This window comes from Sulfitobacter guttiformis (assembly GCF_003610455.1).
In the GTDB taxonomy this organism is placed as follows: Bacteria; Pseudomonadota; Alphaproteobacteria; order Rhodobacterales; family Rhodobacteraceae; genus Sulfitobacter; species Sulfitobacter guttiformis.
In genome coordinates this window covers 992,148-1,018,912 of record NZ_RAQK01000001.1, presented here as the reverse complement: position 1 = coordinate 1,018,912, position 26,765 = coordinate 992,148, and the positions used below count along the sequence as shown (strand labels likewise).

The following is a 26,765-nucleotide window of genomic DNA, read 5'->3' as shown; positions in this document are numbered from 1 at the left end:
TCAGTCTTTTCCGATTGCTATGGTGAGTGCGGTTTGGACAGCGTTTTCGTCAAAACTGGCCCAGCGGGCAACGATATGCTGATCGGGCCGTATCAGGTAAACCCCTTGCAGTTTATCTCCCAGATACCGGGATTTGAGTGCATCAGACGCGTTATCGATCACCAGCGATTTCGCCATGATGCCATGGTGAGATACGTCTTGCGCGGTGCACTCCAGCGCCAAAAGCGTGAAGCCTCCGCCAAGATGATCCAGCAAAAAGCCGTCATTCAGCGGCGCATCGGGGCAAACCGTGCCCGGACGTGTGCCTTCGGGGCCTGACAGTGTATCCGCACCAAACAGGGAGAACCCGACATAATTGCAGGGAACTGAAAGGCGACCCGAGTTGACGAGCGGACGGGCAAAGGAATGGGAATTGGCCAGATCGAGCACCGCATTGCGAAAAATTTTAGAAACCTGCGACTTGGGCGTCATGAAATCAGTGGCGCGGGATGAGTTGAGGATGTTTTCATCTGCTCCATGCTCGCGCTCGGTCGCGTAAGAATCGAGGAGGGTGTCGTCTGCCAATCCCTTAATCACTAGATCAAGCTTCCAAGCGAGGTTATCGATATCTTGCACACCGGAGTTGGCGCCGCGTGCGCCAAACGGAGATACCTGATGGGCGCTGTCGCCTGCAAAGATCACACTACCATGGCGAAACTTGGCCATACGGCGGCATTGGAAGGTATAGATCGAAGTCCATTCCAGCTCATATTCCGGTACAGAGCCGGTCCGAGAAGAAAGCATCGCATTAACACGCGCACGGATGCGGGCGGGGTCCAGCTCCTTGTCGCGGTCAATGTCCCAGCCAAGCTGGAAGTCGATGCGCCAAATGTCGTCGGGTTGTTTGTGCAGCAGCGCGGACTGTCCTGCGTCCTTGAACGGTGGCTCGAACCAGAACCACCGCTCGGTTGGGAAATCGGCCTTCATGCGCACATCGGCGATCAGGAAATTATCCTCGAACACACGTCCATCAAAACTCAGTCCCATCATGTCGCGCAGCGGTGAGCGGGCACCGTCACAAGCGATGAGATAGTCGGCTTCAATCTGGTAGGGTCCGTCAGGTGTTTCGACGGTAAGTGTGCTATAACTCCCTTGGTCTTCCATCGCGGTGACGCAGTTGCGCCCACGTATCTCGATGGGGGCACCGGCGGTTTGAGCGTTTTTGATCGCATCCACGAGGAACTTCTCGAAATAGGGCTGTTGCAGGTTGATAAAGGCAGGATTGCGGTGACCTGCCTCTGGTTGCAGGTTAAACTCAAACACCTTGCGATCGGCATGGAACACTTTTCCGACATTCCAAACGACGCCTTTGTCAACCATCGGCTGGCTGGCACCCAGACGATTCGCAATATCCAGCGTGCGTTTTGAAAAGCAGATTGCTTTGGAGCCGAGGCCTGCGCCGTCATGATCATCCAACACTAGCGCAGGCGTGCCCTTTTGCCCCAGATCAAGGGCAAGGGCGAGGCCGATAGGGCCACCGCCGACAATGACGACGGGATGACGCATGGGCGCTGCGTCTTGGGCCGGTACGCGGGCATAGGGATAGAGCTGGAAGGCAGTTTTATAGCGTGTTGCAACCATGATCTAATCTCCGCTTCTCAAGTTAACTCGAAAGTGCCCGAAGGCTACGTGGCTGCTGCCATCCTGATGGACATGCGGTCTCGTTCCCGAAGAGGGCCAATGGCAGCCCCCAAAATCTCGTTGACCACACCGACAGTGAAAAACAAAGCGCGGGTATTAACGCCAATTTCCAAATGCTTGTCGCGCGCCGCAGGTCGTCAGCATTTTTTGCTTGAGCAAGTCTGTCAGCCCAAGACAGATGCACGAGGCGCTGTTTGCACTTTGAGTTGGCGTAGAACGACATCGCCATGAGCATCAAAATGCACAGGGAGAACCCGACACCACTCACGTTGTCGAGTGCGCAGCCTATGGTGGCGGGTGGCTCGATCATCCCTGCAAGGCGGCCCACATTTCCAAATCACGTTCGGCTGTCCAGATGCGTGGATGCGTGATGCCGCGTGCTTCGTCGTAGGCGCGGGCCACGTTGAAGGGCAGGCAATGCTCGTAGATGGCATAATCCTTGAACTTGGGATCACATTCTGCGCGCACGGCGTCCCATGCCTGCTTGAGCGTACCACCGGTGGCAGCTACGCGGGCGGCGGGAGTGTAGGTGGAGTTCACAAAATCACGGGTGCTCTCGATGGCGCGGTTTACGGCTTCTTTGCCGATCAGTGCGCCACCACGACCGGGCGCGATCGAGTTCACATCATAGGCTTTGATGGCATCAAGGGTTTTACCCCAGTCAGCAAAATGGCCATCACCGCAATAGCAGGCGGAATGGTCCTCGACGATATCGCCCGTGAACATCACGTTCTCGTCGGGAACGTGGATCACGATATCGCCTGCCGTATGCGCACGGCCAAGGTGCATCAGGTCCACGCGTCGGTTGCCCAGATGCACTGTCATACGGTCGTTGAACGTAGTGGTGGGAAAGGTCAGTCCCGGAATTGATTCGTAGCCCTCGAACAGGCGGGGAAAGCGTTGGAATTCGGAATCCCAATCCTCTTGACCGCGCTCCATGACCATACCGCGTGCGGCCTCGCCCATTATAATTTGTTGGGCGCCATAAGCCGAGGCGCCCAGAACGCGCACCGCGTGATAGTGGGTGAGAACGACATGGCTGATGGGCTTGTCGGTCACCTTACGGACTTGCTCGATCACTTTGTGCGCCAGACGTGGGGTGGCTTGCGCCTCGACGATCATCACGCTCTCGTCGCCGATGATTACACCTGAATTCGGGTCACCCTCGGCAGTAAACGCCCACAGGTCGCGCCCGATCTCATCGAATGTGATTTTCTTCTCAGTCATGTCGCCTTGGGAGGCAAATGCTTTGGCCATGGATCTGTCCTAACGTGAATTTACGGAAATTTTACGGCGGGTTTAATTGTTCCGGCGCAAGTGCCGAACCCGATAAGGTAGCCGTCGCCCTTTGCAGCACCGTGCAGAGTAAGGGTATCGCCATCCTCGATGAAACTACGGGTTTGGCCACCACCGGTATCAATCGGTTCCTTGCCACCCCATGACAGCTCCAGCAAGCTGCCACGCTGGTGCGGCTCAGCGCCCGATATGGTGCCCGACCCCAGTAGATCACCGGGTGTCATCGCACACCCCGAGCTTGCGTGATGGGCCAGTTGCTGGGGCGCGGAGTAGTACATTTCACTATAATTGGTTTCGCATATTGTAACCGCTTCGCCGCCCTCAGGGCGGAGCGTCACGCTCAGATCTATGTCATAAAGCATCGGGCCCGGCTCTTCGAGGTGAGGGAGGAGATCGAGCTCGCGGGCGGGGGTCGAAGTACGAAATGGCTCTAGCGCAGCGCGGGTTACGATCCAGGGTGAGATTGAGGTTGCAAAGGCTTTGGCCTGGAACGGCCCCAGCGGTTGATATTCCCATGCCTGAATATCACGTGCCGACCAGTCGTTGAGCAATACGTATCCGAAGATCATCTCGTCGGCCTGCGCCACGCTCACCGGATGCCCCATTTCGGAGGCAGTGCCGACGATCGCGCCTATCTCCAGCTCGATATCAAGGCGCTTGCAGGGGCCAAACACTGGCATGTCGGCGTCCGGCGCTTTGGTCTGGCCATTGGGGCGGATAATGTCGGTGCCGGAAACGATCACCGTCGAGGCGCGCCCGTTATACCCGATTGGGATGTGCAGCCAGTTAGGTGGCAGCGCGTTTTCTGCCCCGCGGAACATCGTGCCCACGTTTGTGGCGTGATGCCTGCCCGCATAAAAGTCGGTAAACTCCGCCACGACTATGGGCATTTCCATCCGCGCATCTGCCATGGGAACCAGCAGGGGGGCCACGGTGGCCTGCTCCGCCGCACCATCGGCCAGCAACTGAACCAGACGTGCGCGCAGGGCGTCCCATGCTTCGGGCCCCAATTCCATCACATCGTTCCAGTAAGGCACATCAAATACCGGATCTTCGGCCAACTCGATCAATCCGGCCTCCTCGGCGGCGGCCATATCAAAGATCATGTCTCCGATCGCCACGCCGCAGCGCGGCTCCAGCGCATTGGTGGTGAACACGCCATAGGGCAGATTGTTAAGCGGGAAGGGGGTCTTCGCGCTGTTGGCGCTTTGTACCCATGATTTCATCAATGTCATCTGTGATCCTTTGGTGGTTTGGCGCAGGCATGCCTACTTTTTGCCGGGTGTGCCGTCGAATTTCTTTTCTATGTCGCTCCAGCAGTCGATATAGTCATCCTGCAACGGCGCCTCATTGGCCGCGAACGCCGTGAGGTGTTGCGGAAAGCGTGTCTCGAACATGAAGGACATGGTGTTAGCCAGTTTTTCGGCCTTCAGGTCCGCATTGGATGCGCCCTCAAAGGCAGTTTTGTCCGGTCCGTGTGGCAGCATCATATTATGTAGAGACATGCCGCCTGGTACAAAACCCTTTGGTTTAGCGTCATAAATGCCAAAAATATTCCCCATCAACTCGGACATGACGTTCTTGTGGTACCATGGTGGGCGGAAGGTATCCTCTGCGACCATCCAGCGGTCGCGGAACAAGACGAAGTCAATGTTGGCTGTACCCTCAACGCCGGAATCAGCGGTCAGCACGGTGAAGATCGACGGATCGGGGTGGTCGAACAGAATAGCGCCTACGGGGCAATATGTACGCAAATCGTATTTGCACGGTGCATAATTCCCATGCCACGCAACAACGTCCAATGGCGAATGCCCGATTTTGGTTTCGTGGAACTGCCCTGCCCATTTGATCGTCACTGTAGAAGGTGCATCGCGGTCCTCGAACGCCGCAATCGGTGTTTTGAAGTCGCGCGGATTGGCCATACAGTTCGCGCCAATGGGGCCACGGCCGGGTAGATGGAACTTTTGACCATAGTTTTCGCATACAAAACCGCGTGCGGGCCCCTCAAGGACCTCGACACGGTAAACCAGACCACGCGGTATTATCGCAATCTCTTGGGGTTCAATGTCTATGACGCCCAATTCGGTTGCAAAACGCAGACGCCCCTCCTGCGGAACGACCAGCACTTCGGAATCTGCCGAATAGAAATATGAATCCTTCATCGATTCCGTCACCAGATAGATATGGCTCGCCATCCCGACCTGTGTGTTCACATCGCCCGCTGTTGTCATCGTGCGCATGCCTGTGAGCCATGTCTGGGGTGTATCGGAATGGGTTAGCGGATCCCAGCGGTATTGGCCCAGCGAGGTGACGTCAGGGTCCACATGCGGGGCCGATTTCCAATAGGGCAGATCGATCTTCGTGAACCGGTGGGTGTGCTTGACCGAAGGGCGGATGCGGTAGCACCAAGTGCGTTCGTTTTGATGGCTTGGGGCAGTAAACGCCGTCCCGCTGAGCTGCTCTCCATAAAGGCCATAATTGACCTTTTGGGGGGAGTTCATCCCTTGAGGAAGGGCACCCGGCAAAGCTTCGGTTTCAAAGTCATTACCGAAGCCGGGCATATAGCCATCGGTGGTGCCAACAGTCGTTGCGGCGGTTTGAAGGCCATGGGGGGACGTTACTTTGTTCATGATGATCCCTTTGTTGTCTTTTATGAAAGGGAGTATTAGTTTGATTTGTAACTAACAACAGGTAAGTTGAAAAGATGGCTGAAGTTCATTTTGATTTGGGGCAGTTCCTGCCTTACTTGCTCAATCAGGCCGCCGAAGCGTCCAGCCTTGGATTTCAGAAGTATTACCGTCAGCGCTATGGAATGCTCCGCACTGAATGGCGTGCATTGTTTCATCTGGGGCGATACGGCGCGATGACGGCAAAAGAGATCTGCGCGCGCGCAAGCCTCCATAAAACCAAGGTGAGCAGGGCGGTTGGTGCGCTGGAGCAAAAGCGCTTTCTCACCCGGGTTCCGCAGGAACATGACCGCAGGCACGAAACGCTGTCGCTCACTCGGCAAGGGGAGGCGGTCTATGCGGATTTGTGTCAGGCGGCCCGAACGTATGATGCGCAGTTGGCGGCACATTTTACCCCCGAAGAGCGTCATATCCTGCGCCAGTGTCTGGAAAAAATTGCAAAGCTATAGGCGGGCCGCACGTACCAGCGGCCCGCCCGTTGCGTTTAGTTCGACATCTTATGATCGGAGTGGTCCATCGTGCCGCGATCACCGGCTGTGCGTTCCTCGACATTGAAGACAACCGCGATTTCGCCTGCGTTCTCAAATACGAGGGTTGCGCTGATCTTCTCGCCCACCTCGAAGGGGTCTCCGTTCAGCCCCATAAACATGATGTGCAGACCGCCGGGGACCAGCGTGACAGTCTCGCCTGCGGGGATTTCGACACCCTCCTGACGGATCATCCGTGCCACACCGTTTGCGTCGGTTTCGGACTTATGCATTTCAATGCGCGGAAGGTGTGCAACGCGCACCTCTATGAGTGTATCGGAAGATGCGCCGCTGTTGGTTATGGTCATATAGCCACCGCCGACGTTAGCGGTTTTTGCAGTCTCGAAGGCCATCGGATGTCCAATGCTCAAAGAGCCGACCGTGTATTCATGGGCTTGTGCGATGCCCGTTGAGAAGAGTACCGCAAAGGCGGCTTTGATCAGAGTATTCATGATATATTTTCCTGTGGTATGTGACGCTGACAGAGGTTGGAGATGTCAGGCGCTCGGTGGTGCGCGCACAGGAGGAGAAATATAAGGCTTGGGCTGGCTTAAGACTGGCTGTGAGCATTGGTGCACAAACATTCGCACCGGAGGGGATGAGGGCATTTTGGATTGCGTGGGCAATGGCAAAAGCATCTCACCCACAATCCGGCAGCTTTCACATCCGCCCGCGAGGTGGATATCTCTATCACCGCAGAGGTCAGATGGTTCGCCACCCATCGCGAGAAACTGCGTCATCTGGGACGTCATTGGCGCCGCACCTGCGCGGTGGGCAAAGGGCAGGCTCAAAAGTGCTAGCGTCAAAAACGCAAGCAGTACATGTCGAGTACCGATATGATTTATTCGCATCATTAGCGATGCATACACCTGCATGAAAGCGGGGACCAGCGCCTGTCGCTGCGGCATTGTTACGTCCGGCCCTTGCTATCAGAGGCAAAAATACCCCGGATCATTCTAGGCATCCGGGGAATCTGCTCCTTGAGGGGGCAAGGAGCGTGAATGGCGCCTGTGCGGGCAACACAGATGCCAAACAGGATCAGGCCTCTTGCGGGGCCAGTGTGCCAATCTTGACGCTCAGCGACATTTCCTTGCCACGGCGCAGCAGTGAAACAGCGGCGGTATCTCCCGGCTTTTTGGCGGCAACAGCGCGGGTCAGATCGCCAAGAGCTTTTATCTGATTGCCTTCAAAGCTCAGGATAATATCGCCGCTCTCCAACCCTGCTGCAGCGGCGGGACTGTCCTTGGAAACCGCCTCAATCACTGCGCCCTGGCTTGCTTCATAACCCAACACTTGTGCTACCTCGTCGCTCATGGGGCGGATGCTTACACCCAGCCAACCGCGGGTCACAGTGCCATCATCGGCCAAATCGGCCACCACGGTTCTTACAACATCCGAAGGTACAGCAAAGCCTATACCAACGGACCCGCCACCGGGCGAAATAATAGCAGTATTTACCCCGATTACATCGCCATCGTTATTGAAAAGCGGCCCGCCTGAATTACCCCGATTGATCGCCGCATCCGTTTGGATAAACTCGTCATAAGGGCCTGAATTAATATCGCGTGACTTGGCCGAAATAATCCCGCTCGTAACTGTAGAGCTGAGGCCGAAGGGATTGCCCACGGCGACAACCTCATCCCCGACGCGCATTGTGTCAGAATTGCCAAAGCCCACAAATGGCAGGTCTACATCAGCCTTGATCGACAGTAGGGCGATGTCGGTAGCGGGATCACTGCCAATGACCTCCGCCATGAAGCTGCGGCCGTCGGCCAGTTTCACCTTCACTGTGCTGGCCCCGTCGACAACATGGTGATTGGTCACGATCTGGCCGTCAGCCGAGATGATAAAGCCTGATCCAAGGCCCCCACGCGGACTGCCCTCTGGCATCTCTTCTTCAAACCGCTTGCGCAGAGCCTCCGGAATATTGTCGGGCAAGGCGCGCGAGGCCTGCTCCTCACCGGTAACCTCGATGAAGACGACGGCGGGGGCGACCTGTTCCACCAAGTCACCGTAACCGCCCGCAGGCACAGCAAATGCGACAGTCGGGGCCAAAGCAGGCGTTAGCGCCAATGCAGCGGCGATGGCAATGGGGGCGGATCTGGAAAGCAAAGATGTCATGATGGTTCCTTGTGCATTGGTTTGCGATTGAGACAAAGATGGGCGCACAAGGTTACAGGGCATCCCCGCGCCGCTATACAAAACTGTAATACGCTGGTGGATGTAGAGAGACGCAGTAGGGCCTATAGTGAGGTTATGAAAATATTAGTAATAGAAGACGATGCCACTACGGGTACCTACATTGCACGTGGGCTGCGCGAGGAAGGGCACGTAGTTGATCTGTTGACGGACGGGCGTGCGGGATTGGTTGCTGCAACAGGAGGCGGCTATGACGTGTTGATCGTCGACCGGATGTTGCCGCATGTGGACGGACTGTCACTTGTGAAAACCCTGCGCGGGGCAGGGAACGCAACACCAGTCCTGTTTCTCACTGCGATGGGATCGGTCGAGGACCGCATCGGCGGGCTGAACGCGGGCGGTGACGATTATCTGGTAAAGCCTTTCGCCTTTGGCGAGTTGTCGGCGCGCGTGGCCGCCCTTGGCCGTCGTCCGCAAGCGGTCGAGCAGGAAACAGCGCTGTCTGTAGGTGATCTGACCCTTGATCTGCTGACCCGTAGAGTCACCCGCGCTGGGCAGGAGATTGATCTGTTGCCGCGCGAGTTCGCCCTGCTGGAGTTTTTGCTGCGCCGCAAGGGGCGTGTGCAGACCCGCACTATGCTTCTTGAAGGGGTATGGGATTTGTCATTTGATCCGATGACAAATGTTGTCGAAACCCACGTGAGTCGTTTAAGGGCAAAAGTTGATAAACCATTTGCGTCCGAGCTGATCAAAACAGTGCGCGGTGCAGGCTACCGGATCGACGCATGAAGCAGCTGTGGCGCTCCATGCCGCTGCGTTTGGCATTAGTGCTGGTTGTGTTGTTCGGCACCGTGAGCCTACTGAGCCTTGCGGCCAGTTATGCGGTTACCCGCGCCGCTTTCGAGCAATCGGTACGCGATGATCTGGCACAGGATATGGCGGGCTTTCGCGCTGCGCCGTCTGCCCGCGCAGTGGCAATACTGGTGCAAGCTGAATCAGCACAGACAGATCCCGGACGTCTGGTCCTGAGTTTTGTGAGCCGCGATGGCCAGATTTTCGGCAATGGTGCGGTGGCGCGGGACGACGAAGGCTTTCATATCATCTCGCTCGAGGAGGGGCGCGCGGAGCTTGCCGGCGAATACCTCGCGCTAAGTGCGCGGCTCTACGGAGGCCGTTTGACCATTGCGCGCAGCCGTGCCGAGATTGAGGCGCTACGCCCCGTTTTTTTGAATATCTTGTGGATCAGCCTGCTACCTACGGTGCTGATTGCGCTGTCAGGCGGGTTGATATTGGCGCGGCGCTCCCAGCGGCATGTGGAGGTGATCCGCGCCGCGCTGGAAAGATTGACCAGCGGCGATCTGGGTGCGCGCGTAGCGACCGGCCCGCGCTGGGCGGATGACCTTGTACGAATCGGCGCTGCCGTCAATGGCATGGCAGGCGCTCAGGAGCGCTCGGTCGCGGCATTGCGGCAGGTATCCTCCGATATCGCGCATGACCTGAAAACACCGGTACAGCGCGTTTCACTGCGCCTCGAGGCTTTGGCCGATGTGGTTCAAGAAGGCGAAGCATCCGAACTGGTGGCCCAAACGCGGACAGAGGTTGAGGGGATTTCGGCGGTATTCACCTCGTTGCTGCAATTGGCGCAGGTCGAGAATGGCACGCTCAAGGCCCGCTTCGCGCCCGTAGATCTCGCGCAGCTGTGCCGCACGATGGTCGAGGTTTATGAACCGACTGCGACGGAGCGCGGGCAATCGCTCGGGCTGGAGGCTCCGGAGCGGGTGATGGTGTCGGGTGAGCGTAATCTACTGGGCCAGATGATCGCCAACCTGTTGGAAAATGCGCTTTCGCACACCGGTGAAGGGGCAGATATTATTGTGAGTGTGCAGCAATCTACAGGGCAGATTGCGCTGGTGGTGCAGGATACCGGCCCGGGTATTCCAGCCTCCGAGCATGGGCGCGTGGTGCAGCGCCTCTACCGTCTTGACCGTAGCCGCAATACGCCCGGCAACGGGCTTGGGTTGAGCCTTGTGGACGGCGTTGCACGGTTACACGGTGCGACACTGGCGTTTGAAGATGCTTGTCCAGGATTGCGGGTGCGCGTGAGCTTCCCGACCTGAGCGATGCCGGGACATGACACACCGCATAAATCGGCCAGTGAATTTTTTTCATTAAATTGTGGCCTGTGACACTTAGGCATGTTTTAATTTAGCATGCTTATAAGGTATCGCTGCGCCGTAAGACACAAGGAAAAAGACGATGTTTGACGGGTTTTCAGCCGAGCTTCTGGCGCGGTTTCAGTTCGCATTTACTGTTTCTTTTCACATTATTTTCCCTGCTTTCTCGATCGGATTGGCCAGCTATCTTGCTGTGCTGAATGCGCTGTGGCTGAAAACTGGCAATGGCACTTACAAAATGTTGTTCTAATACTGGAAAAAGATATTTGCGGTGGCTTTTGCCATGGGGGTCGTATCTGGGATCGTCATGTCCTACCAATTTGGCACCAATTGGTCGGTTTTCTCGGACAGGGCTGGTCCAGTCGTTGGACCTTTGATGGCCTATGAGGTTTTGTCGGCGTTCTTTCTAGAGGCCGGCTTCCTCGGCATCATGTTGTTCGGACGCGAGCGGGTGGGGAATACCCTGCACATGGTCGCAACGGCAGTGGTCGCGTTTGGTACGCTGCTCTCCGCGACTTGGATTTTGTCGGTCAACAGTTGGATGCACACACCCGCAGGCTTCGCAATCAATGATGTCGGTCAGTTCGTGCCCGAGGATTGGTGGGCCATCGTTTTCAACCCGTCTTTTCCTTACCGTCTGGTACATATGGTGCTGGCGGCCTATCTCACCACGGCGCTTGTGGTGGGTGCGGTGGGCGCTTTGCATCTGCTGCGCGACCGTGCAGACGCCTATAGCCGCAAGATGTTCTCGATGGCGATGTGGATGTTGATTGTCGTTACGCCCTTGCAAATTCTCGCTGGCGATTTTCACGGTCTTAACACGCTGGAGCATCAACCCGCAAAAGTAATGGCGATGGAAGGTCACTTTGACAGTCATCCCGAGGGTGCACCGCTTATCTTGTTCGGCATCCCGAATTCTGCGGAAAAGCGGATAGATTACGCCATCGAGATTCCTAAGCTCAGCTCGCTTATTCTCAAGCATGATTTAAACGCGCCGATGGACGGTCTGGACACCATACCGGATGAGGACGAGCCGCCGGTGGGGATTGTGTTCTGGTCGTTCCGTGTGATGATTTCACTCGGGTTTGCGATGCTTGGACTGGGTATGTGGGCCGTTGTGCAGCGGGCGCGCGGAAAATTTTATGATGCACCATGGTTATATCGCGCCAGCGTCGCGATGGGACCTGCGGGTTTTGTTGCTGTGCTTGCCGGTTGGATCACCACCGAAGTCGGGCGCCAGCCCTTCACAGTCTATGGGTTGATGCGCACTTCTGATAGCCTTTCACCAATCGCAGCACCCGCTGTGGCCGCGTCGCTTCTGGCGTTTATCGTTGTGTACTTCTTCGTGTTCGGCGCAGGGACGTACTACTTGCTGAGAATGATGAACAAACCGGTCAAGGAATTGGCCGAAAAGGCGCTGCGCGACGAAGGGCCGATCCGTACTGCAGGCATTACACCTGCGCAGCAGCACATGGACCGCAAAAAGGAGACATCCAATGCTGGGGCTTGAGCTTTCATTCATCTGGGCAGGGATCATCGCCTTTGCGGTGTTGGTCTATATCATTCTTGACGGCTTTGATTTGGGTATCGGACTTCTGTTTCCGCTTACCACCGACGAGGAGGAGCGTAGCGTAATGATGAACTCTGTTTCGCCCGTGTGGGATGGTAACGAGACATGGCTGGTGCTGGGTGGCGGGGGACTGTTTGCCGTTTTCCCGCTGGCCTATTCGATTGTGATGCCGGCACTTTATATGCCGATTATTCTGATGTTGCTGGGACTGGTTTTTCGCGGGGTCGCGTTCGAATACCGCTGGCGTACTGATCGGTGGAAGCCGCTGTGGGACATGGCGTTTTTTGGCGGCTCGCTGATGGCATCATTCTGTCAAGGCATCGCCCTCGGGGCGCTGGTGCAGGGCATCGAGATCGAAAACCGTGCTTATGCAGGCGGCTGGTGGGACTGGCTCACGCCATTTTCTGTCCTGTGCGGTGTGGCCGTGGTGATCGGGTATGCAATGCTTGGCGCGACATGGCTCAACCTAAAGCTTGAGGGCCGTATCCAGCGTCATATGCGCAGTCTGGCTTGGCCGGCTGCCATCGGTACGGTGATCTGTATGGGGCTGGTCAGCCTGTGGACACCATTTCTTGATGGCGTTTACTTTGAGCGGTGGTTCGCATGGCCGACGGCTGCATTCAGTGCGATTGTGCCGGTTTTGGTAATTGCAGCGATAGCGGGGCTCTTCTTCGGCCTTCAGCGGCAACAAGAGGTCAGGCCTTTTCTCTGCGCGCAAGCGTTGTTTGTCTTGGGGTTTGTCGGTATCGGGGTGAGCTTTTATCCATACATAATTCCGCCGTCCCTGACGATTGTGGATGCTGCTGCACCTGACGAAAGCCTGCGTTTTGCGTTGGTGGGCACGGTTGTTCTGGTGCCGATGATCCTCATCTACACGGGCTATGCCTATTGGGTTTTCCGTGGAAAGATCGACCCCTCCGAAGGCTATCACTAATGCTGCGTAAGCTAGGCTGGTTCGCGCTGATCTGGATACTGAGTGTTGGCGCGCTGGGCATTGTCGCCTTTGCGATCCGGCTGGCGATTATGCCCTGAGTGGTCTTGCGTACTGGCGAAGTGCGGGTCACTCTGCCCTATGATTTGATGCCATAGGAGCTCCCCCCATGCGTGCGATGCAGCTGACAGACTACAACACCGCGCTTGAGTTGGTGGAACGCGAGATGCCCATTGCCAAGGCCGGTGAGGTCGTTGTGCAGGTGGCCACCTGTGGGCTGAATTTTGGCGATACCTTGTTGATTAATGGAAAATATCAAGAAAAGCCTGCACTTCCTTTTGTGCCTGGGATGGAGCTGGCGGGAACGATCACGCAGACCGGCGAAGGTGTAGGCGGTTTTTATGTGGGTCAGCGCATTGCGGCCTATTGCGGTGTAAACGGGCTGTCAGAGTATGCGGTATTGCGGGCGGAGGTGTGCGTCGCAATCCCTGATGCTATGCCTTTCACCGACGCGGCAGCATTTTTGATCACCTATGGGACTAGCCACATCGCGCTCGAGGATCGTGCGCAATTGCGCTCCGGCGAGCGTTTGTTGGTGTTGGGCGCGTCCGGGGGAGTCGGCCTCACGGCTGTGGAGTTGGGAAAGTTGATGGGTGCAGAAGTGATCGCCTGCGCACGCGGCGCGGACAAGCTTGCGCTATGTGCGACACTGGGGGCAGATCATCTGATCAATTCGGATACAGATGACATACGTGCAAGTGTAAAGGCGCTGGGCGGGGCCGATGTGGTCTATGATCCAATTGGGGGCATACAGTTTGAGGCGGCAATGCGCGCTTGCAACCCTGGCGCACGCCTGCTGCCACTGGGGTTTGCCAGTGGTGATGTCCCGCAGATCCCCGCGAATATTCTGCTGGTTAAAAATATGACAGTTCTGGGCTTTTACCTTGGAGGATATGCCAAGTTGCACCCCGCAGCGTTGCCGCGCAGTTTCGAGAAGCTCATGGCCTGGTATCTAGAGGGGCGTCTCAAACCTCATGTAAGTAATGTTCTACCACTGGAGCGGGCAAATGACGGACTTGATCTCTTGCGCACGCGCAAGGCTGTTGGCAAGGTTGTTGTAGATGTGGGCGCGTAGCGCCCAGACGTTAATGTCGCCTTGCCACGGGCCGCGGTGTGACCCGCTTTGATTTGACCCGCTCGCGGAAGAACACAAAAAGGCCGGAGGCGAGGATGAGGATAATGCCGGTCCAGACCTCCCATGTCGGCAGATCGCCAAAAACCCATAGTCCCCAAAAGACAGCGAGGGGCAGACCGATATATTCAAACGGTGCCACAGTTGCAGCATCCGCCAGACGGTATGCCTGACTGAGTGAGTAACCGATCAATGCGCCGTTTACCCCCATACCCAGAAATACCAATTTGTCATCGGGCGCGGGCCAGACCCAAGGGCGCAGCAAAAACTGCAGCGAGGCATTGGTTGTATTTGCGGCAAAGCGCCCATCCCCCGCCACAAGAAAGAATGTGACCGACACGACAAGGAACGTGACCTGAATATAGATCGCCAGCGTGGAGGCTGGAGCTTTCACCCCTAGTTTGCGGGTCATCAACTGATTCAAAGCGTAGGTCAGAGCGGCCAGTACCGGCAGCAAAAGCACGATCCGCGAGACATCCAAACTGTCTGAAGAGGCCCATGGACGTTGCATGATGATCACGCCGACAAACCCTACGAAAACAGCACCGAGGCGAAGCGGTCCAACTTTTTCACCCAGAAGCGGGATCGACAGCAGCGTGATAAATAGCGGCGCCACGAAAAACAGCGCCGTCGCATCGGCCAGCGGAAGCACGGCCAGCGCCAAAAAATAGGACATGTTCGCGATCACCACCAACACGCCGCGCAGGATGTGCAACACCGGCGTATCGGTGCGCAGGGCGGGCAGGCCGCCTTCAAAATGTAGAAAGACGAGGGTTACCAATAGGCCGATAACCGAGCGGAAAAAGATAATCTGATGCAGAGGATACCCGTCCGAGAGTTGCTTGATCAGCATATCGTTCAAAGAGATGCATAAGACGCCAAACAGCACAAAAGCGATTGCAGTTCCTGCGCGGTTTGAGGTTGTTGTCATTCGCGCACCTTCATCAATCCCGTTGCAGGTGTCCAGAAAAATTCATAGCGTAGTTGCTGAGCCAATCAGGAGAGCGCCATGCAAATGTCAGACACACGCCAGATCGCGGCAACGCCCGCGCAGGTTTATGCCGCCCTGCTGGATCCAGAGATGCTCAAGGCATGTGTGCCGGGTGCCACCGAGGTGTCCGGATCTCCCGAAGAGGGGTTTGTCGCGACTGTTGTGCAAAAGGTTGGACCGGTCAAAGCGACATTCACCGGCGAGGTTCAGATAACCGATATGGTGCCTGATACTTCCCTGCGTATTGATGGCGCGGGAAAGGGGGGCGCTGCGGGTTTCGCCAAAGGCGGTGCCGATGTACGGCTGCTGGAAAAAGATGGCGGCTGTGAGCTCAGCTATGATGTGGAGGCCAAGGTGGGCGGCAAGTTGGCCCAACTGGGCAGTCGGATCATCGACGGCTTTGCGAAGAAAATGGCGGACCAGTTCTTTAACAATCTGCAAACAACCCTTGAGGGTCCCGCCGAGCCGTCTGAAGAGCTGGCCGAGCCGGAGGCTAAAAAAGGCTGGTTCGGGCGCACCAAGTCGTAGTGTTGCGGCACCCTTGTTGCGCTGCGGTATTCCGGGCTAGGTAGGGGTAGCCTAACCGGAGAGTGACGATGCCTTTTATTGTTGATGTGACCGCGCTGCGGAAATCCTACGCAGGCGGATTCGAGGCGCTCAAAGGCGTCGATTTACAGATTGAAGAGGGTGAAATCCTTGCCCTGCTCGGCCCGAATGGTGCGGGCAAGACAACCTTGATTTCGACAATTTGCGGGATCACAACAGCGACATCCGGTACAGTAAAAGTGGGTGGCCACGATACGGTGACAGATTTTCGCGCCGCTCGGGCGATGATCGGACTGGTCCCGCAAGAGATCAACCTCGAGCCGTTCGAACGGGTGCAGAACACGGTCAAATTCTCGCGTGGATTATTCGGAAAACCCGCCAATCCTGCGCTTATTGAAAAGATTTTGCGCCAGCTTTCCTTGTGGGACAAGCGTGACAGCCAAATCAGGGAGCTGTCTGGCGGGATGAAGCGCCGCGTTTTAATCGCAAAAGCGCTCAGCCACGAACCGCGGGTGTTGTTTCTGGACGAGCCGACAGCGGGCGTGGACGTCGAGCTACGGCGTGACATGTGGGAGATCGTTGCAGATCTTAAGCGCGATGGCGTCACGATCATCCTTACAACCCATTATATCGAGGAAGCGGAGGCGATTGCCGACCGTGTGGGGGTCATTGCACAGGGCGAGATCCTGTTGATCGAGGACAAGGAAAAACTGATGGCACGCATGGGCAAAAAGGAGCTGGAGGTACAACTCTCCGAGCCTCTTCGCGAAATCCCGTCAAGTCTGGTGTCGGACGTGCTGCGCCTCAAAAAGGACGGCTCTGCGCTGATCTACAGTTATGATACCAGAGGCGAGCGGACGGGCATCACCAAGTTATTGGCTGACGTTGCCGCAGCGGGCCTGATCCTGCGCGATGTCGAGACCCGGCAATCAAGTCTGGAAGATATTTTTGTCGGCCTCGTTCATGAAGGAGATGCGCCATGAACTGGACCGCAGTCAAATCAATCTACGTGTTCGAAATGGCACGATTTTTTCGGACAATCGCGCAAAGCTTTATCTCGCCGGTTCTGTCGACATCACTTTATTTCGTAGTCTTTGGCGCGGCCATTGGCAGCCGTATTCAAGAGGTTGAGGGCGTATCTTACGGTGCTTTCATTGTACCGGGCCTGATCATGCTGAGTGTGATCACGCAGTCCATTTCGAATGCCAGTTTCGGTATATATTTCCCGAAATTCATAGGCACGATATTCGAGCTTTTGTCAGCGCCGGTGAATTTCCTTGAAATCGTGATGGGCTATGTAGGTGCAGCAGCGACCAAAGCGTTATTCATCGGTGTGATCATCCTTGCCACTGCATTTTTGTTCGTGGATTTCGAGATACAGCACCCCTTTGCCATGGTCGGCTTTTTGCTGCTTACCTGTGTCAGCTTTTCGCTGATGGGGTTCATTATCGGCATCTGGGCTGGTAACTTTGAGCAACTGCAACTGGTGCCATTGCTTATTGTCACGCCGCTCGTGTTCCTTGGTGGCTCTTTCTATTCGATCTCGATGTTGCCGCCTGTCTGGCAAGTGATTTCGCATTTCAACCCTGTAGTATATCTGATCTCCGGTTTCCGCTGGTCATTTTTCGGCGCGGCGGATGTGCCGATCGGGGTGAGTTTGATCGCAATCGCCGGATTTACGGCAGTGTGTTTGGCAGTGATCTGGTGGATCTTCAAAACCGGCTGGCGGATCCGGCAATAATATTGCGCGCCTCCTTGTTGCGAGGGCTGCGCGGCTCTACATGTGAAATATGAAAAAATTGCTATCCTTTATAAAAAGCGATCCGACCGTCGCAGTAATCCGGCTGTCGGGCATGATTGGCACTTCGGGGCGCGGTGCGCTCAATGACGCAAGTCTTGCGCCGGTAATCGAAAAGGCATTCTCGAAGGGTAAGCCCGTGGCGGTCGCCCTTGAGATAAACTCACCAGGGGGGAGCCCTGTGCAGTCCTCTTTGATCGGGGCGCGCATCCGGCGGTTGGCGGAGCAGAAAAAAGTACCTGTGATTGCATTTGTCGAGGATGTGGCGGCTTCTGGTGGCTACTGGCTCGCGGCGGCAGCGGATGAGATTTATGCCGATACATCGTCTGTTGTGGGCTCCATCGGCGTCATCTCGGCGGGGTTCGGCTTGCACGAGCTATTGGAGAAAAACGGTGTTCAGCGACGCGTGTATACTGCCGGTAACTCAAAATCCATGCTCGACCCGTTTCAGCCCGAAAAACCTGAAGATATTGCACGGCTCAAGGAGTTATTGGAGGATATTCACATTAACTTCAAAGAGCATGTGACGGAACGGCGTGCAGGTAAACTTACGCAGGATCGTGACTTGTTTACCGGTGAGATATGGCTTGGCCGCAAGGCAATCGAAGTTGGATTGATTGATGGCATCGGCCATCTCAAACCCCACCTGCAGGAACGGTTTGGCGAGAAGGTCAAGTTGCGCCGCTACGGTGTCAAAAAAGGCATTCTGAGCCGCTTTGGCGCGCAGGTCGTCGGGGACGCGCTACATGGCATTGAAGAACGTGCCCAATATGCACGGTTCGGCCTGTAGTATGGTTCTTAAAATTGTTGCTCTTTTTTTGGTGTTTATTGGCGTGCTCGGATGGTTTGGCAAAATGCACTGGATCGGTGGTAAGACTCTGAGCCAGCGCAAATGTAAGGGATGTGGACGATACCGCATCGGCAAAGGGCCCTGTGCCTGCGGAGGAAAGCAGGGATGATGACTGCGTGGTTATTGTCGGGGCTGGGTCTTGTGATTTTGTTGCTTGCGGGTGATGCGCTGGTCAAAGGAGCAGTGAACCTGAGCCTACGGGTCGGTATTCCAGCGCTCATTGTAAGTTTGACAATCGTCGCATTCGGGACCTCCGCGCCGGAGCTTTTAATTTCGGTAAAGGCCGTCCTTGATGACGTTCCCGGAATTGCGATGGGCAATGTCGTCGGCTCAAATACTGCTAATATCCTACTGGTGCTCGGCATTCCCGCCCTTCTGGCCACGATGCACACCTCCGAATGCAATACCCGCAAATCTTTTAACCATATGATCGCCGCGACGCTGTTGTTTATCGCGTTAGCATATCGTGGCGTGTTTGACTGGATTGCCTCGATTGCGCTGTTGGTGGCCCTTGCGGCGATGTTGTTTGATGCCGCGCGGGACGCACGTGCGCACCGGCATTCGGACATGGCGGAGGCCACGGATGACGCTGAGGACCTTGAGGGGTTTGATCCGGATATGCCGGCTTGGAAGATCGGGATGTATCTGGTCCTCGGGCTGGTTGGACTGCCCCTGGGGGCAACGCTACTGGTAGATAATGCCACGATTATTGCCAAGGTTTTCGGAGTTAGCGATACGGTAATCGGTCTCACGTTGGTCGCAATCGGCACGTCCCTGCCAGAGCTTGCGACGACGGTTGTTGCCGCGCTGCGACGTCAGGCTGATGTGGCGTTGGGAAATGTTATCGGCTCTAACATGTTTAATCTATTGGCCATTATCGGCATTGCCGGGTTGGTCGGGCCAATCGAGGTGGATCCGGAGTTCCTGCGCTTTGATCTGTGGGTCATGTTAGGTGCATCGCTCTTGCTCGTTCCTTTTGTTTATCTTGGCCAAAACATCAATCGCCTGTGGGGAATTGCGCTCACGGCACTATATGCCGCCTATCTCTTTGTGGTTTTGGCAGGTTAAGGACGGCAATATGAAACGAGCATTAGTAACAGGCGCAGGGCAGCGACTGGGTCGTGCGATGGCGTTGTATCTGGCAGAGCGCGGATTTGACGTTGTGGTGCATTATGCATCATCGCGCGAGGGTGCTGATGAGGTTGTCGCGCAGATAAATGCAATGGGGCGCGTTGCGGTTGCCCTACAGGCCGATCTTCTCGAACTTGATGCAATGGAGGCGTTGCTGCCGCGTGCTGTCGATGCGCTTGGCGGCCCGATCACCTGTTTGGTCAACAATGCCTCGATCTTCGAATATGACACAATCACCAGCGCCACCCGCGACAGCTGGGAAAGGCATATCAATTCAAATCTGCGTGCCCCTTTCGTTCTGAGTCAGGCGATGGCGCTGCAGGAGTTGGAGTCATTGCCCGACGCGATGGGGGAGCCCTTGGCACAAGGTCTCATCATCAACATGCTGGACCAACGTGTCCGCAAGCTTACTCCTGAATTCATGACGTATACTCTGGCAAAGGCTGCTCTGTGGTCATTGACCCAAACCACTGCACAGGCCCTCGCGCCGCAGATCCGTGTGAACGCGATCGGGCCGGGCCCCACACTGCAAGGCAGCCGGCAGTCGACAGCCCATTTTGAGGGGCAGCGCGCCGCCACAGTTCTAGAGCGCGGAGCAAACCCCGATGACATCACAGCAGCGCTTGGCTACTTTCTGGACGCATCTGCAGTGACAGGGCAAATGCTCTGTGTGGATGGGGGCCAGCATCTGGGCTGGCAGACGCCGGACGTGATGGGGGTCGAATAGTCGCTATCTGAGGCAAAGTTTTGCACGTTGTACGCTCTGGCACTGCTTTTGGTCGGCAATTCACCTAGGATGGCTATATAATTAGTGCTTCAATATAAAAAAGTAAATTAAAACAATATGTTGAGAATGTGCCTAAAAATTAGCCAATTCAGAGAAGTCCCTAGGAAGTAACGAAAAATCTTAGATTTCGGAAAGTTATCGACAGAGTTATCCACAGGAAACGTGGACATGTTAACGGTTGCCGAAGCTGCTAAAACGTGACCGGAAAGAGAGAATCGTGCGCTTATGTCTGACGGGGGAAATATCCAATTGACTGGATATGAGGTAATCCACGGATATCTCAAAACACTGGATGGATCGCCGGGCGTTTACCGGATGCTGGACAGTGAAAGCCGCGTTCTTTACGTGGGCAAAGCGCGCAACTTGCGAGCGAGGGTCAGCAATTATTCTCGCCCTGGAAGTCACAGCCCTCGCATAGCGCGTATGATCGACAACACAGCGTCGATGATGTTTCTTACCACCAAAACCGAAACCGAGGCGCTGCTGCTCGAGCAGAACCTGATCAAGCAGCTCAAGCCCAAGTTCAATGTTCTGCTGCGCGACGATAAAAGTTTTCCAAATATTCTTGTGACCCGTGATCATGATTACCCCCAGATCAAAAAGCATCGTGGCGCAAAGAAAGAGAAGGGCGCATATTACGGCCCCTTCGCGAGCGCGGGCGCCGTGAACCGGACCCTCAACCAGCTTCAACGTGTTTTTCTGCTGCGCGACTGCACAAATGCGCAATTCGAGAGCCGCACGCGCCCCTGCCTGCAATTTCAGATCAAGCGGTGCTCGGCCCCGTGTGTGGGTAAAATCAGTGCCGAGGAGTATCGGCAGACGGTGGATGATGCCCAAAAGTTCTTGTCAGGAAAGAGTACTGGCATTCAGACACGTCTGGCCGCTGAAATGGCTGCCGCTTCGGAGGAAATGGAATTCGAGCGTGCCGCAGCATTACGTGACCGGATCAAGGCGCTGACACAAGTTCAGACGACCCAAGGAATAAACCCCAAAGGCGTTACCGAAGCGGACATTATCGGCCTGCACATGTCGGATGGTCAGGCCTGTGTTCAAGTGTTTTTCATTCGCTCGGGACAGAATTGGGGCAACCATGACTATTACCCGCGGATAGGCGATGATGTGGAAGCCGCAGAGGTGCTCGAAGCCTTTATCGGCCAGTTCTATGATCAACGCGATCCGCCACCGCAGTTGATCCTCAGCCACGAAATTGAAAATCCAGATTTGATGGCAGATGCGCTTGCCACCAAGATCAACCGCAAGGTCGAGTTGCTGGTGCCACAGCGGGGCGAGAAGGCGGAACTGGTAGATGGCGCGCTGCGCAACGCCCGCGAAAGTCTGGCGCGCAAGATGGCGGAAAGTGCCACCCAGACAAAGCTTCTCAAGGGATTGACCGATGCGTTCGACTTACCGCGTGTCCCCGATCGGATCGAGGTGTATGACAACTCCCACATTCAGGGGGCTTTCGCAGTGGGGGCGATGGTCGTTGCAGGGCAGGAGGGTATGCTTAAGAGCCAATACCGCAATTTCAATATTCGCGGGGATGATCTCACCCCCGGTGATGATTTTGGCATGATGAAAGAGGTGCTAACCCGTCGTTTCAAGCGCCTGATCAAGGAGGATCCGGAGCGTAAAGAAGGGCACTGGCCCGACCTCCTGCTCATTGATGGTGGCGCAGGTCAGGTCAGCGCCGTACGGGATATTATGCGAGAATATGGGGTCGAGGATATTCCGATGATCGGTGTGGCCAAGGGCGAAGACCGAGATGCTGGCAAGGAGGAGTTCCACCGGACAGGCAGACCCGTTATGGCGCTGCGTCACAATGATCCGGTCCTCTACTTCATCCAGCGTATGCGCGACGAAGCTCACCGGTTTGCTATCGGGACGCACCGCGCCAAACGCGCAAAATCTGTCGGAGCAACGCCGCTGGACGACGTGCCCGGGGTTGGTGCAGCCCGAAAGCGGTCCTTGCTGGCTCATTTCGGTTCGGCCAAGGCTGTTGCACGGGCGAATTTGCAGGACCTCAAGGCGGTTGAAGGAGTTTCGGGCGCTTTGGCCGAGACTATTTATGCCTACTTCCACGAAAAGGGTTAGAATATCAGGCTTTTTGCTTCTTTATGCTGCAGCAGACTGGATATATGTAAAACTTGAGGCGCAAGTCCCGACATTTGCAATGGCCTGAGCAATTGTTGTTTGGTTGGTGCTTTTAGGTTCGGGGAGGCCAGTGTAGGGTGCGATTATGAAGTGGAATGTACCCAATATCCTGACCGTTTTGCGGTTGCTCGCAGCACCCTGTGTCGCGGTCATGTTCTTGTATTTTACGCGCCCCTACGCGGACTGGTTCGCGCTTTTACTATTTGTCTCGGCGGCCGCAACAGACTGGATTGACGGATATCTTGCGCGGGCATGGAAGCAGGAGACGAAACTGGGTGCGATGCTGGACCCGATTGCAGACAAGGCGATGGTGGTGATCGCGCTGATGGTCATCATCGGTTTTTCAAGTTGGTCACCTTCTTTGGTTCTGCCCGCCACTGTGATCCTGTTTAGAGAAGTTTTTGTTTCAGGTTTGCGCGAATATCTGGGCGATACTGCGGGTACGCTGAAGGTTACGAAGTTAGCAAAGTGGAAAACCGCCCTTCAGATGACGGCAATTGCGGTTTTGTTCAGCCAGGGCGTTTTCGAGCATTATCTGGGCATGAGTATTTACGGCATGGACGATAAGATGGTGCAGGACATTCTGACGGGTGCAGCGCCGGATCATTTGGGTTTGGGGTGGAAGGCGATCGCGATGGAATGGTCCGGTCGGATCGGCCTGTGGTTGCTTTGGCTAGCAGCGGCGCTTACGGCGGTAACCGGATGGGATTATCTGGTCAAAGCGATGCCACATCTCAAGGAAGGCCGCTAATGGATATTTTGTATTTCGCATGGGTACGTGAGCGGACAGGATTGCCGCGTGAGAAGATTGAGACATCGGCGACCACGGTGAATGAACTGGTCGCCGAGTTGTGCGCGCGTGAAGAGCGCTACGCTGCGGCATTTGCGGATCTATCGGCCTTACGCGTTGCCCTTGATCAGGAGTTGTCGGATTTTGACGCATCTCTCGCCGGTGTGCGCGAAGTGGCATTTTTCCCCCCGATGACTGGTGGATAGCGTGCGTATCAGCGTTCAGGAGCAGGCTTTCGATCTGGGAGCGGAAGCTGAGGCATTTGCCTCCGGCAGGCGTGATATGGGTGCGATCGTTACATTCACAGGTGTTGTGCGCGATCTGCCGGAAGATACGCTTGAAGCTATGGAGATCGAGCATTATCCCGGCATGACTGAAAAGGCGATCGCGGCGATGGTCCAGCAAGCGATAGAGCGCTTCGATCTCGGGGACGCCCTTGTTATTCACCGTCATGGCCGTCTCGTCCCTGGTGAAATGATCATGATGGTCGCCACCGCAGCGCGACACCGCAAACATGCGTTTGAAGGTGCCACATTCCTGATGGATTACCTTAAATCCCGCGCGCCCTTCTGGAAATGCGAGATTACTGCGGCTGGGGCGGAATGGGTCGCATCAATGGATGAGGATGAGGCCGCATTGGCGCGTTGGTAGCGCGCCTTGATCTAGGTCAAAGCGGCCAACCGTTTTTGGACTACTCTTCTGTGATAACCTGAATTGGAGGACAGAAGATGATTACATCTATTATTGTCGGTATTGATGGTTCTGATGCTTCGGATCGTGCGCTGCGTCTGGCCTGTTGCATTTCGTTGAAATTCGATGCAACGCTCGCAATCATGCACACACCCAGAGATGAAACAGTGGTCTATGCGGCCGACGCGATCTCGGGGTTTTATGTGGGGGCAAATATTGCCCAACAGGAACTCTTGCGCGAGGCGGCAGAAAAGCTCGGGGAGCAGGCACTTGCCACGGCGGCGTCCGAAGGTGTGAGCAAGGTTGAAATGCATATCGGTCATGGCGATCCGGCCCATGACATTCTCGATCATGCAGAAGCTGTCGGCGCCGATCTCATCATTACCGGTCGGCGTGGTCTGGGGGATTTAGGATCATTTGTATTGGGAAGCACATCCCACCAGATTAGCAAAAAAGCTAAATGTGCCTGTCTGACAGTGCCCTAAACGTTCGAAACGGTACTGGCCCAAGTGCCAGCGCCTGCGCGTTCCGTGACACATCCAGACTTTGGGTTGTATGGCTTTGGAGAGGGCAGAGTGCTAGCTTACGCGCTGGCTCTCGATATAGGCGCGCATTTCCTCCGCCTCATGGCGGGCATCGCGCAGACCGTCCATGGCGGCACGCAGTTCTGCTTCGGCTTGCGACAGCTGGTTCGTGAGTTCTGCCTCGCGTTGCTGGAGATAGGTAATCGCTTGGTCGCGGGTTTCTTCGGCCTCGTGCAGCTCCTGACTCATTCGGTCAAGCTGTGCCACATCATCCGAAGCCACGCGGGTAAAGCGGTGCAATAGCCAATTGGCAAACCAACCCATACAGAATGCAACGAAAAGAATGATGGCTGTCGCAAGGACGAATTCAAATCTGCTCATTCTGTAACGCTTTCTTCGGTCGATGCATCTGATGCTGTATCACCGTTTTCGGCAGCGTTTTCCAGTGCTGTTTCGTCTTGTTCGCTCTCTGCGGCGGAGCGAACAAGACGAAACTCGATTCTCCGGTTTGCTTCGCGGCCTGCTTCGGTACCATTGTCCGCTACAGGGCTTTCTTCGCCATAGCCAACGGCCTTGAACGATCCGGTCACCACACGACGGGCGCGCAGCTCGTTCAGGACGGACTCCGCTCTGCTCTGGCTCAGCGCGAGGTTCATCTCACCACCACCCTGACTGTCCGTATAGCCCTGAATTTCAAGGTTCAACTCTCCACAGCGCTTGAGGATAGTCGCGATACTGTCCATCGTTCCCAGCGCGGAGGCGTCAATGGTTGCCGATCCCGGCTCAAAGTTGATCTTGCCCGCAGCGACCACCGCGCCAATCTCGGCCTCGCACTCGTCGGGTGTCGGAAGACCAAGGACAGGATCAAGTTGTTTCTGGTAGGTTACATTTACATCGAATGCAGCGCCTTCGCCCAGTTTTCCCGCCAACATCGATGCAATTGTCGTGGATGCGTCAGGATTGCCAGTGTTGCCTGTCAACTGAACGCTGTCGGGCGTCACAGTCACAGAACCGTTGCTGAGCTGGCCCAATCCTTCTAGTCCGGCAAGAACGCGGGTCGCCCAATCCGGCGGCAAATCGTCCACTACGCGTGTGGAGGTTTGTACGCGATCAGAGCCAAAACGGGCTTTTGCAAAACTGGTTGTCAGTTCGCGCAAGGCATCATCATTGACGCGGCCGCGCAGCTGTACCCGTCCCTCGGGGCTCAGACTCGCGTTGAATTCAGGCGGACCTGCATTCGGATCAGTTTCTCGCTGCAGCTTTGATTGAAGGGCGAACACCGGAGGAAGTGTATTCTCAAGTTCGCCTACAACTGTATCAAAGTCAGACTGTTCTGTACCAGGTGCTGCCACGAGTGTGATATCGGCATCTGCAATCGTTATGGATCCGCCGCCAAGCTTTGTGAGTGCGCTGATCGAGGCGGTCACAGCGTCTGCCCACCGCGGGGTGGGTACACCAAGGCCGACAATACAGCGTGGATTCTGCGCACCCGCGGCCCGCGCCGCGGCCAATATCCGCTCTGAAGCGTCGGCCGTATCGGCCGAGCAGGCATCAAAGCTGGCCCCTTCGGGAGTGATCTGGAACCGTGTGGTAAAAGGAGTAATTACAGGGCGGGGGGCAGAAATGTCGAGGACAAGGTTGATCCGGGCTGGCACCATGCGGCGCAAATTTTGCTCAAGCCGGGCCTTTTCCTGTGCTGTGTTCGTTATCGCAGTAATCGCGACTCGCTCTGCCTCGATGGATACCTTTGCACGAGGCAGGCTGCTCATGGCTGACAGCGCGAATTCAAGCGCGCTCTCCCAAGTTTCGGGCGCTGGATAATCTGCAGTCTCGAGCAAGTCGGTTACGCCTTTTGTGCCCGCAATGCTAATAAATCGCGAAATCACGTAAGTGCGGTCCGTGCTCGTCGGGATCAAGCCAATAACTGAAAGACCGCTTTCATTACGCAGAATCTCCGCCGAGAATTTAGGAGCGGCGAGCGCTTCCTGAGCGGCAACACCCATATCGTCGATCACACGGGCCGCATCAACAACAGACCCTGCGGTTGTAAGCGCGGAAAACCGGACTGCTTCAGTGGGGGCAATTCCTGACAAAGAGACTTGCAGCCCGTTCGCCTCGACTTCTGCCCATGTCATGCCTTTTTCATCAAGTGCATCACGCACACCGATCTCCGACGAGTCCTCGATCAGCTGTACCGAGAAACTTGCTGCTACTAGGGCCACCACAGCGGCGGCCGCAAAGGTCAGAAAAATCGTGAGCATTGATGAGAGGCGCATAGGCACTTTCAGAACTGTTGACGGTTAGCAGTGTG

General features: G+C 55.8%; 26 protein-coding genes and 1 pseudogene. 18 read left to right on the top strand and 9 right to left on the bottom strand.

The window, feature by feature from the left end:
* The 4 genes from C8N30_RS04930 to hmgA all read right to left on the bottom strand — a co-directional run bounded on the left by C8N30_RS04930 (nt 1) and on the right by hmgA (nt 5,606).
* Nucleotides 1–1,620, bottom strand: coding sequence for an FAD-dependent oxidoreductase (locus tag C8N30_RS04930; protein ID WP_025063392.1), 1,620 nt, complete (start codon nt 1,618–1,620; stop codon nt 1–3).
* Between the two features lie 366 nt (nt 1,621–1,986).
* Nucleotides 1,987–2,937, bottom strand: coding sequence for an MBL fold metallo-hydrolase (locus C8N30_RS04925; RefSeq protein ID WP_025063391.1), 951 nt, complete (start codon nt 2,935–2,937; stop codon nt 1,987–1,989).
* Between the two features lie 20 nt (nt 2,938–2,957).
* Nucleotides 2,958–4,211, bottom strand: coding sequence for a fumarylacetoacetase (gene fahA / locus C8N30_RS04920; protein WP_025063390.1), 1,254 nt, complete (start codon nt 4,209–4,211; stop codon nt 2,958–2,960).
* Between the two features lie 33 nt (nt 4,212–4,244).
* Nucleotides 4,245–5,606: a homogentisate 1,2-dioxygenase gene (gene hmgA / locus C8N30_RS04915; protein WP_025063389.1), complete on the bottom strand. Its 1,362-nt coding sequence runs from the start codon at nt 5,604–5,606 to the stop codon at nt 4,245–4,247.
* A gap of 74 nt (nt 5,607–5,680) precedes the next feature.
* On the opposite strand from hmgA, the gene C8N30_RS04910 reads away from it, so the two are divergent.
* The gene (locus tag C8N30_RS04910) at nt 5,681–6,112 is read left to right on the top strand and encodes a MarR family winged helix-turn-helix transcriptional regulator (protein WP_025063388.1); all 432 of its coding nucleotides are present in this window, start codon (nt 5,681–5,683) and stop codon (nt 6,110–6,112) included.
* A 35-nt stretch (nt 6,113–6,147) separates the two neighbouring features.
* On the opposite strand, the gene C8N30_RS04905 is transcribed toward C8N30_RS04910, so the two are convergent.
* On the bottom strand, nt 6,148–6,642 hold the full coding sequence (locus C8N30_RS04905; RefSeq protein WP_025063387.1) for a copper chaperone PCu(A)C: 495 nt from the start codon (nt 6,640–6,642) through the stop codon (nt 6,148–6,150).
* Between the two features lie 586 nt (nt 6,643–7,228).
* Nucleotides 7,229–8,311: a Do family serine endopeptidase gene (locus tag C8N30_RS04895; protein WP_025063385.1), complete on the bottom strand. Its 1,083-nt coding sequence runs from the start codon at nt 8,309–8,311 to the stop codon at nt 7,229–7,231.
* A 135-nt stretch (nt 8,312–8,446) separates the two neighbouring features.
* Between C8N30_RS04895 and C8N30_RS04890 the strand changes: the two genes are divergently transcribed.
* The 6 genes and pseudogenes from C8N30_RS04890 (at nt 8,447) to C8N30_RS04865 (ending at nt 14,139) form a co-directional block, all read left to right on the top strand.
* Nucleotides 8,447–9,118 (top strand): winged helix-turn-helix domain-containing protein, encoded by a 672-nt coding sequence (locus tag C8N30_RS04890; RefSeq protein ID WP_025063384.1) that lies wholly within the window; start codon nt 8,447–8,449, stop codon nt 9,116–9,118.
* Nucleotides 9,115–10,446, top strand: a complete 1,332-nt coding sequence (locus C8N30_RS04885; RefSeq protein WP_025063383.1) for a sensor histidine kinase — start codon at nt 9,115–9,117, stop codon at nt 10,444–10,446. The genes C8N30_RS04890 and C8N30_RS04885 overlap by 4 nt, the downstream gene beginning before the upstream one ends.
* Before the next feature lie 139 nt (nt 10,447–10,585).
* Nucleotides 10,586–12,013: pseudogene (locus C8N30_RS04880) on the top strand (cytochrome ubiquinol oxidase subunit I).
* The gene (cydB, locus tag C8N30_RS04875) at nt 12,000–13,007 is read left to right on the top strand and encodes a cytochrome d ubiquinol oxidase subunit II (RefSeq protein ID WP_037967994.1); all 1,008 of its coding nucleotides are present in this window, start codon (nt 12,000–12,002) and stop codon (nt 13,005–13,007) included. Before C8N30_RS04880 ends, cydB begins: the two are co-directional and overlap by 14 nt.
* On the top strand, nt 13,007–13,105 hold the full coding sequence (locus C8N30_RS04870) for a DUF2474 family protein (protein WP_084273613.1): 99 nt from the start codon (nt 13,007–13,009) through the stop codon (nt 13,103–13,105). Before cydB ends, C8N30_RS04870 begins: the two co-directional genes overlap by 1 nt.
* Before the next feature lie 68 nt (nt 13,106–13,173).
* Nucleotides 13,174–14,139, top strand: coding sequence for an NADPH:quinone oxidoreductase family protein (locus C8N30_RS04865; protein WP_025063381.1), 966 nt, complete (start codon nt 13,174–13,176; stop codon nt 14,137–14,139).
* Nucleotides 14,140–14,149: 10 nt separating this feature from the next.
* On the opposite strand, the gene C8N30_RS04860 is transcribed toward C8N30_RS04865, so the two are convergent.
* A complete protein-coding gene (locus C8N30_RS04860) occupies nt 14,150–15,127 on the bottom strand; it encodes a DMT family transporter (protein ID WP_025063380.1) in 978 nt (325 codons plus the stop codon).
* 78 nt (nt 15,128–15,205) lie between these two features.
* Between C8N30_RS04860 and C8N30_RS04855 the strand changes: the two genes are divergently transcribed.
* The 11 genes from C8N30_RS04855 to C8N30_RS04800 all read left to right on the top strand — a co-directional run bounded on the left by C8N30_RS04855 (nt 15,206) and on the right by C8N30_RS04800 (nt 24,415).
* On the top strand, nt 15,206–15,715 hold the full coding sequence (locus tag C8N30_RS04855) for a CoxG family protein (RefSeq protein ID WP_025063379.1): 510 nt from the start codon (nt 15,206–15,208) through the stop codon (nt 15,713–15,715).
* Nucleotides 15,716–15,783: 68 nt separating this feature from the next.
* Complete coding sequence (locus C8N30_RS04850) at nt 15,784–16,716, top strand: ABC transporter ATP-binding protein (protein WP_025063378.1); 933 nt, start codon at nt 15,784–15,786, stop codon at nt 16,714–16,716.
* Nucleotides 16,713–17,474, top strand: coding sequence for an ABC transporter permease (locus tag C8N30_RS04845; protein WP_025063377.1), 762 nt, complete (start codon nt 16,713–16,715; stop codon nt 17,472–17,474). The genes C8N30_RS04850 and C8N30_RS04845 overlap by 4 nt, the downstream gene beginning before the upstream one ends.
* A gap of 49 nt (nt 17,475–17,523) precedes the next feature.
* A complete protein-coding gene (locus C8N30_RS04840) occupies nt 17,524–18,321 on the top strand; it encodes a S49 family peptidase (protein WP_025063376.1) in 798 nt (265 codons plus the stop codon).
* A 168-nt stretch (nt 18,322–18,489) separates the two neighbouring features.
* Nucleotides 18,490–19,449: a calcium/sodium antiporter gene (locus tag C8N30_RS04830; protein WP_025063374.1), complete on the top strand. Its 960-nt coding sequence runs from the start codon at nt 18,490–18,492 to the stop codon at nt 19,447–19,449.
* A 10-nt stretch (nt 19,450–19,459) separates the two neighbouring features.
* On the top strand, nt 19,460–20,239 hold the full coding sequence (locus tag C8N30_RS04825) for an SDR family oxidoreductase (protein WP_025063373.1): 780 nt from the start codon (nt 19,460–19,462) through the stop codon (nt 20,237–20,239).
* A gap of 285 nt (nt 20,240–20,524) precedes the next feature.
* A complete protein-coding gene (gene uvrC / locus C8N30_RS04820) occupies nt 20,525–22,390 on the top strand; it encodes an excinuclease ABC subunit UvrC (protein WP_025063372.1) in 1,866 nt (621 codons plus the stop codon).
* Nucleotides 22,391–22,535: 145 nt separating this feature from the next.
* Nucleotides 22,536–23,201 carry a CDP-diacylglycerol--glycerol-3-phosphate 3-phosphatidyltransferase gene (gene pgsA / locus C8N30_RS04815; protein ID WP_025063371.1) on the top strand — a complete coding sequence of 222 codons (666 nt, stop codon included), beginning with the start codon at nt 22,536–22,538 and terminating at the stop codon, nt 23,199–23,201.
* Nucleotides 23,201–23,446 (top strand): molybdopterin converting factor subunit 1, encoded by a 246-nt coding sequence (gene moaD / locus C8N30_RS04810; RefSeq protein ID WP_025063370.1) that lies wholly within the window; start codon nt 23,201–23,203, stop codon nt 23,444–23,446. The genes pgsA and moaD overlap by 1 nt, the downstream gene beginning before the upstream one ends.
* Nucleotide 23,447: 1 nt before the next feature.
* Nucleotides 23,448–23,891: a molybdenum cofactor biosynthesis protein MoaE gene (locus C8N30_RS04805; protein WP_025063369.1), complete on the top strand. Its 444-nt coding sequence runs from the start codon at nt 23,448–23,450 to the stop codon at nt 23,889–23,891.
* Nucleotides 23,892–23,968: 77 nt separating this feature from the next.
* Nucleotides 23,969–24,415, top strand: coding sequence for a universal stress protein (locus C8N30_RS04800; RefSeq protein WP_025063368.1), 447 nt, complete (start codon nt 23,969–23,971; stop codon nt 24,413–24,415).
* Between the two features lie 93 nt (nt 24,416–24,508).
* Here the strand turns inward: C8N30_RS04800 and C8N30_RS04795 are convergent, their stop codons facing one another.
* Nucleotides 24,509–24,835, bottom strand: a complete 327-nt coding sequence (locus tag C8N30_RS04795) for a hypothetical protein (RefSeq protein ID WP_025063367.1) — start codon at nt 24,833–24,835, stop codon at nt 24,509–24,511.
* Nucleotides 24,832–26,730: an OmpA family protein gene (locus C8N30_RS04790; RefSeq protein ID WP_025063366.1), complete on the bottom strand. Its 1,899-nt coding sequence runs from the start codon at nt 26,728–26,730 to the stop codon at nt 24,832–24,834. The genes C8N30_RS04795 and C8N30_RS04790 overlap by 4 nt, the downstream gene beginning before the upstream one ends.
* Nucleotides 26,731–26,765: the final 35 nt, after the last annotated feature.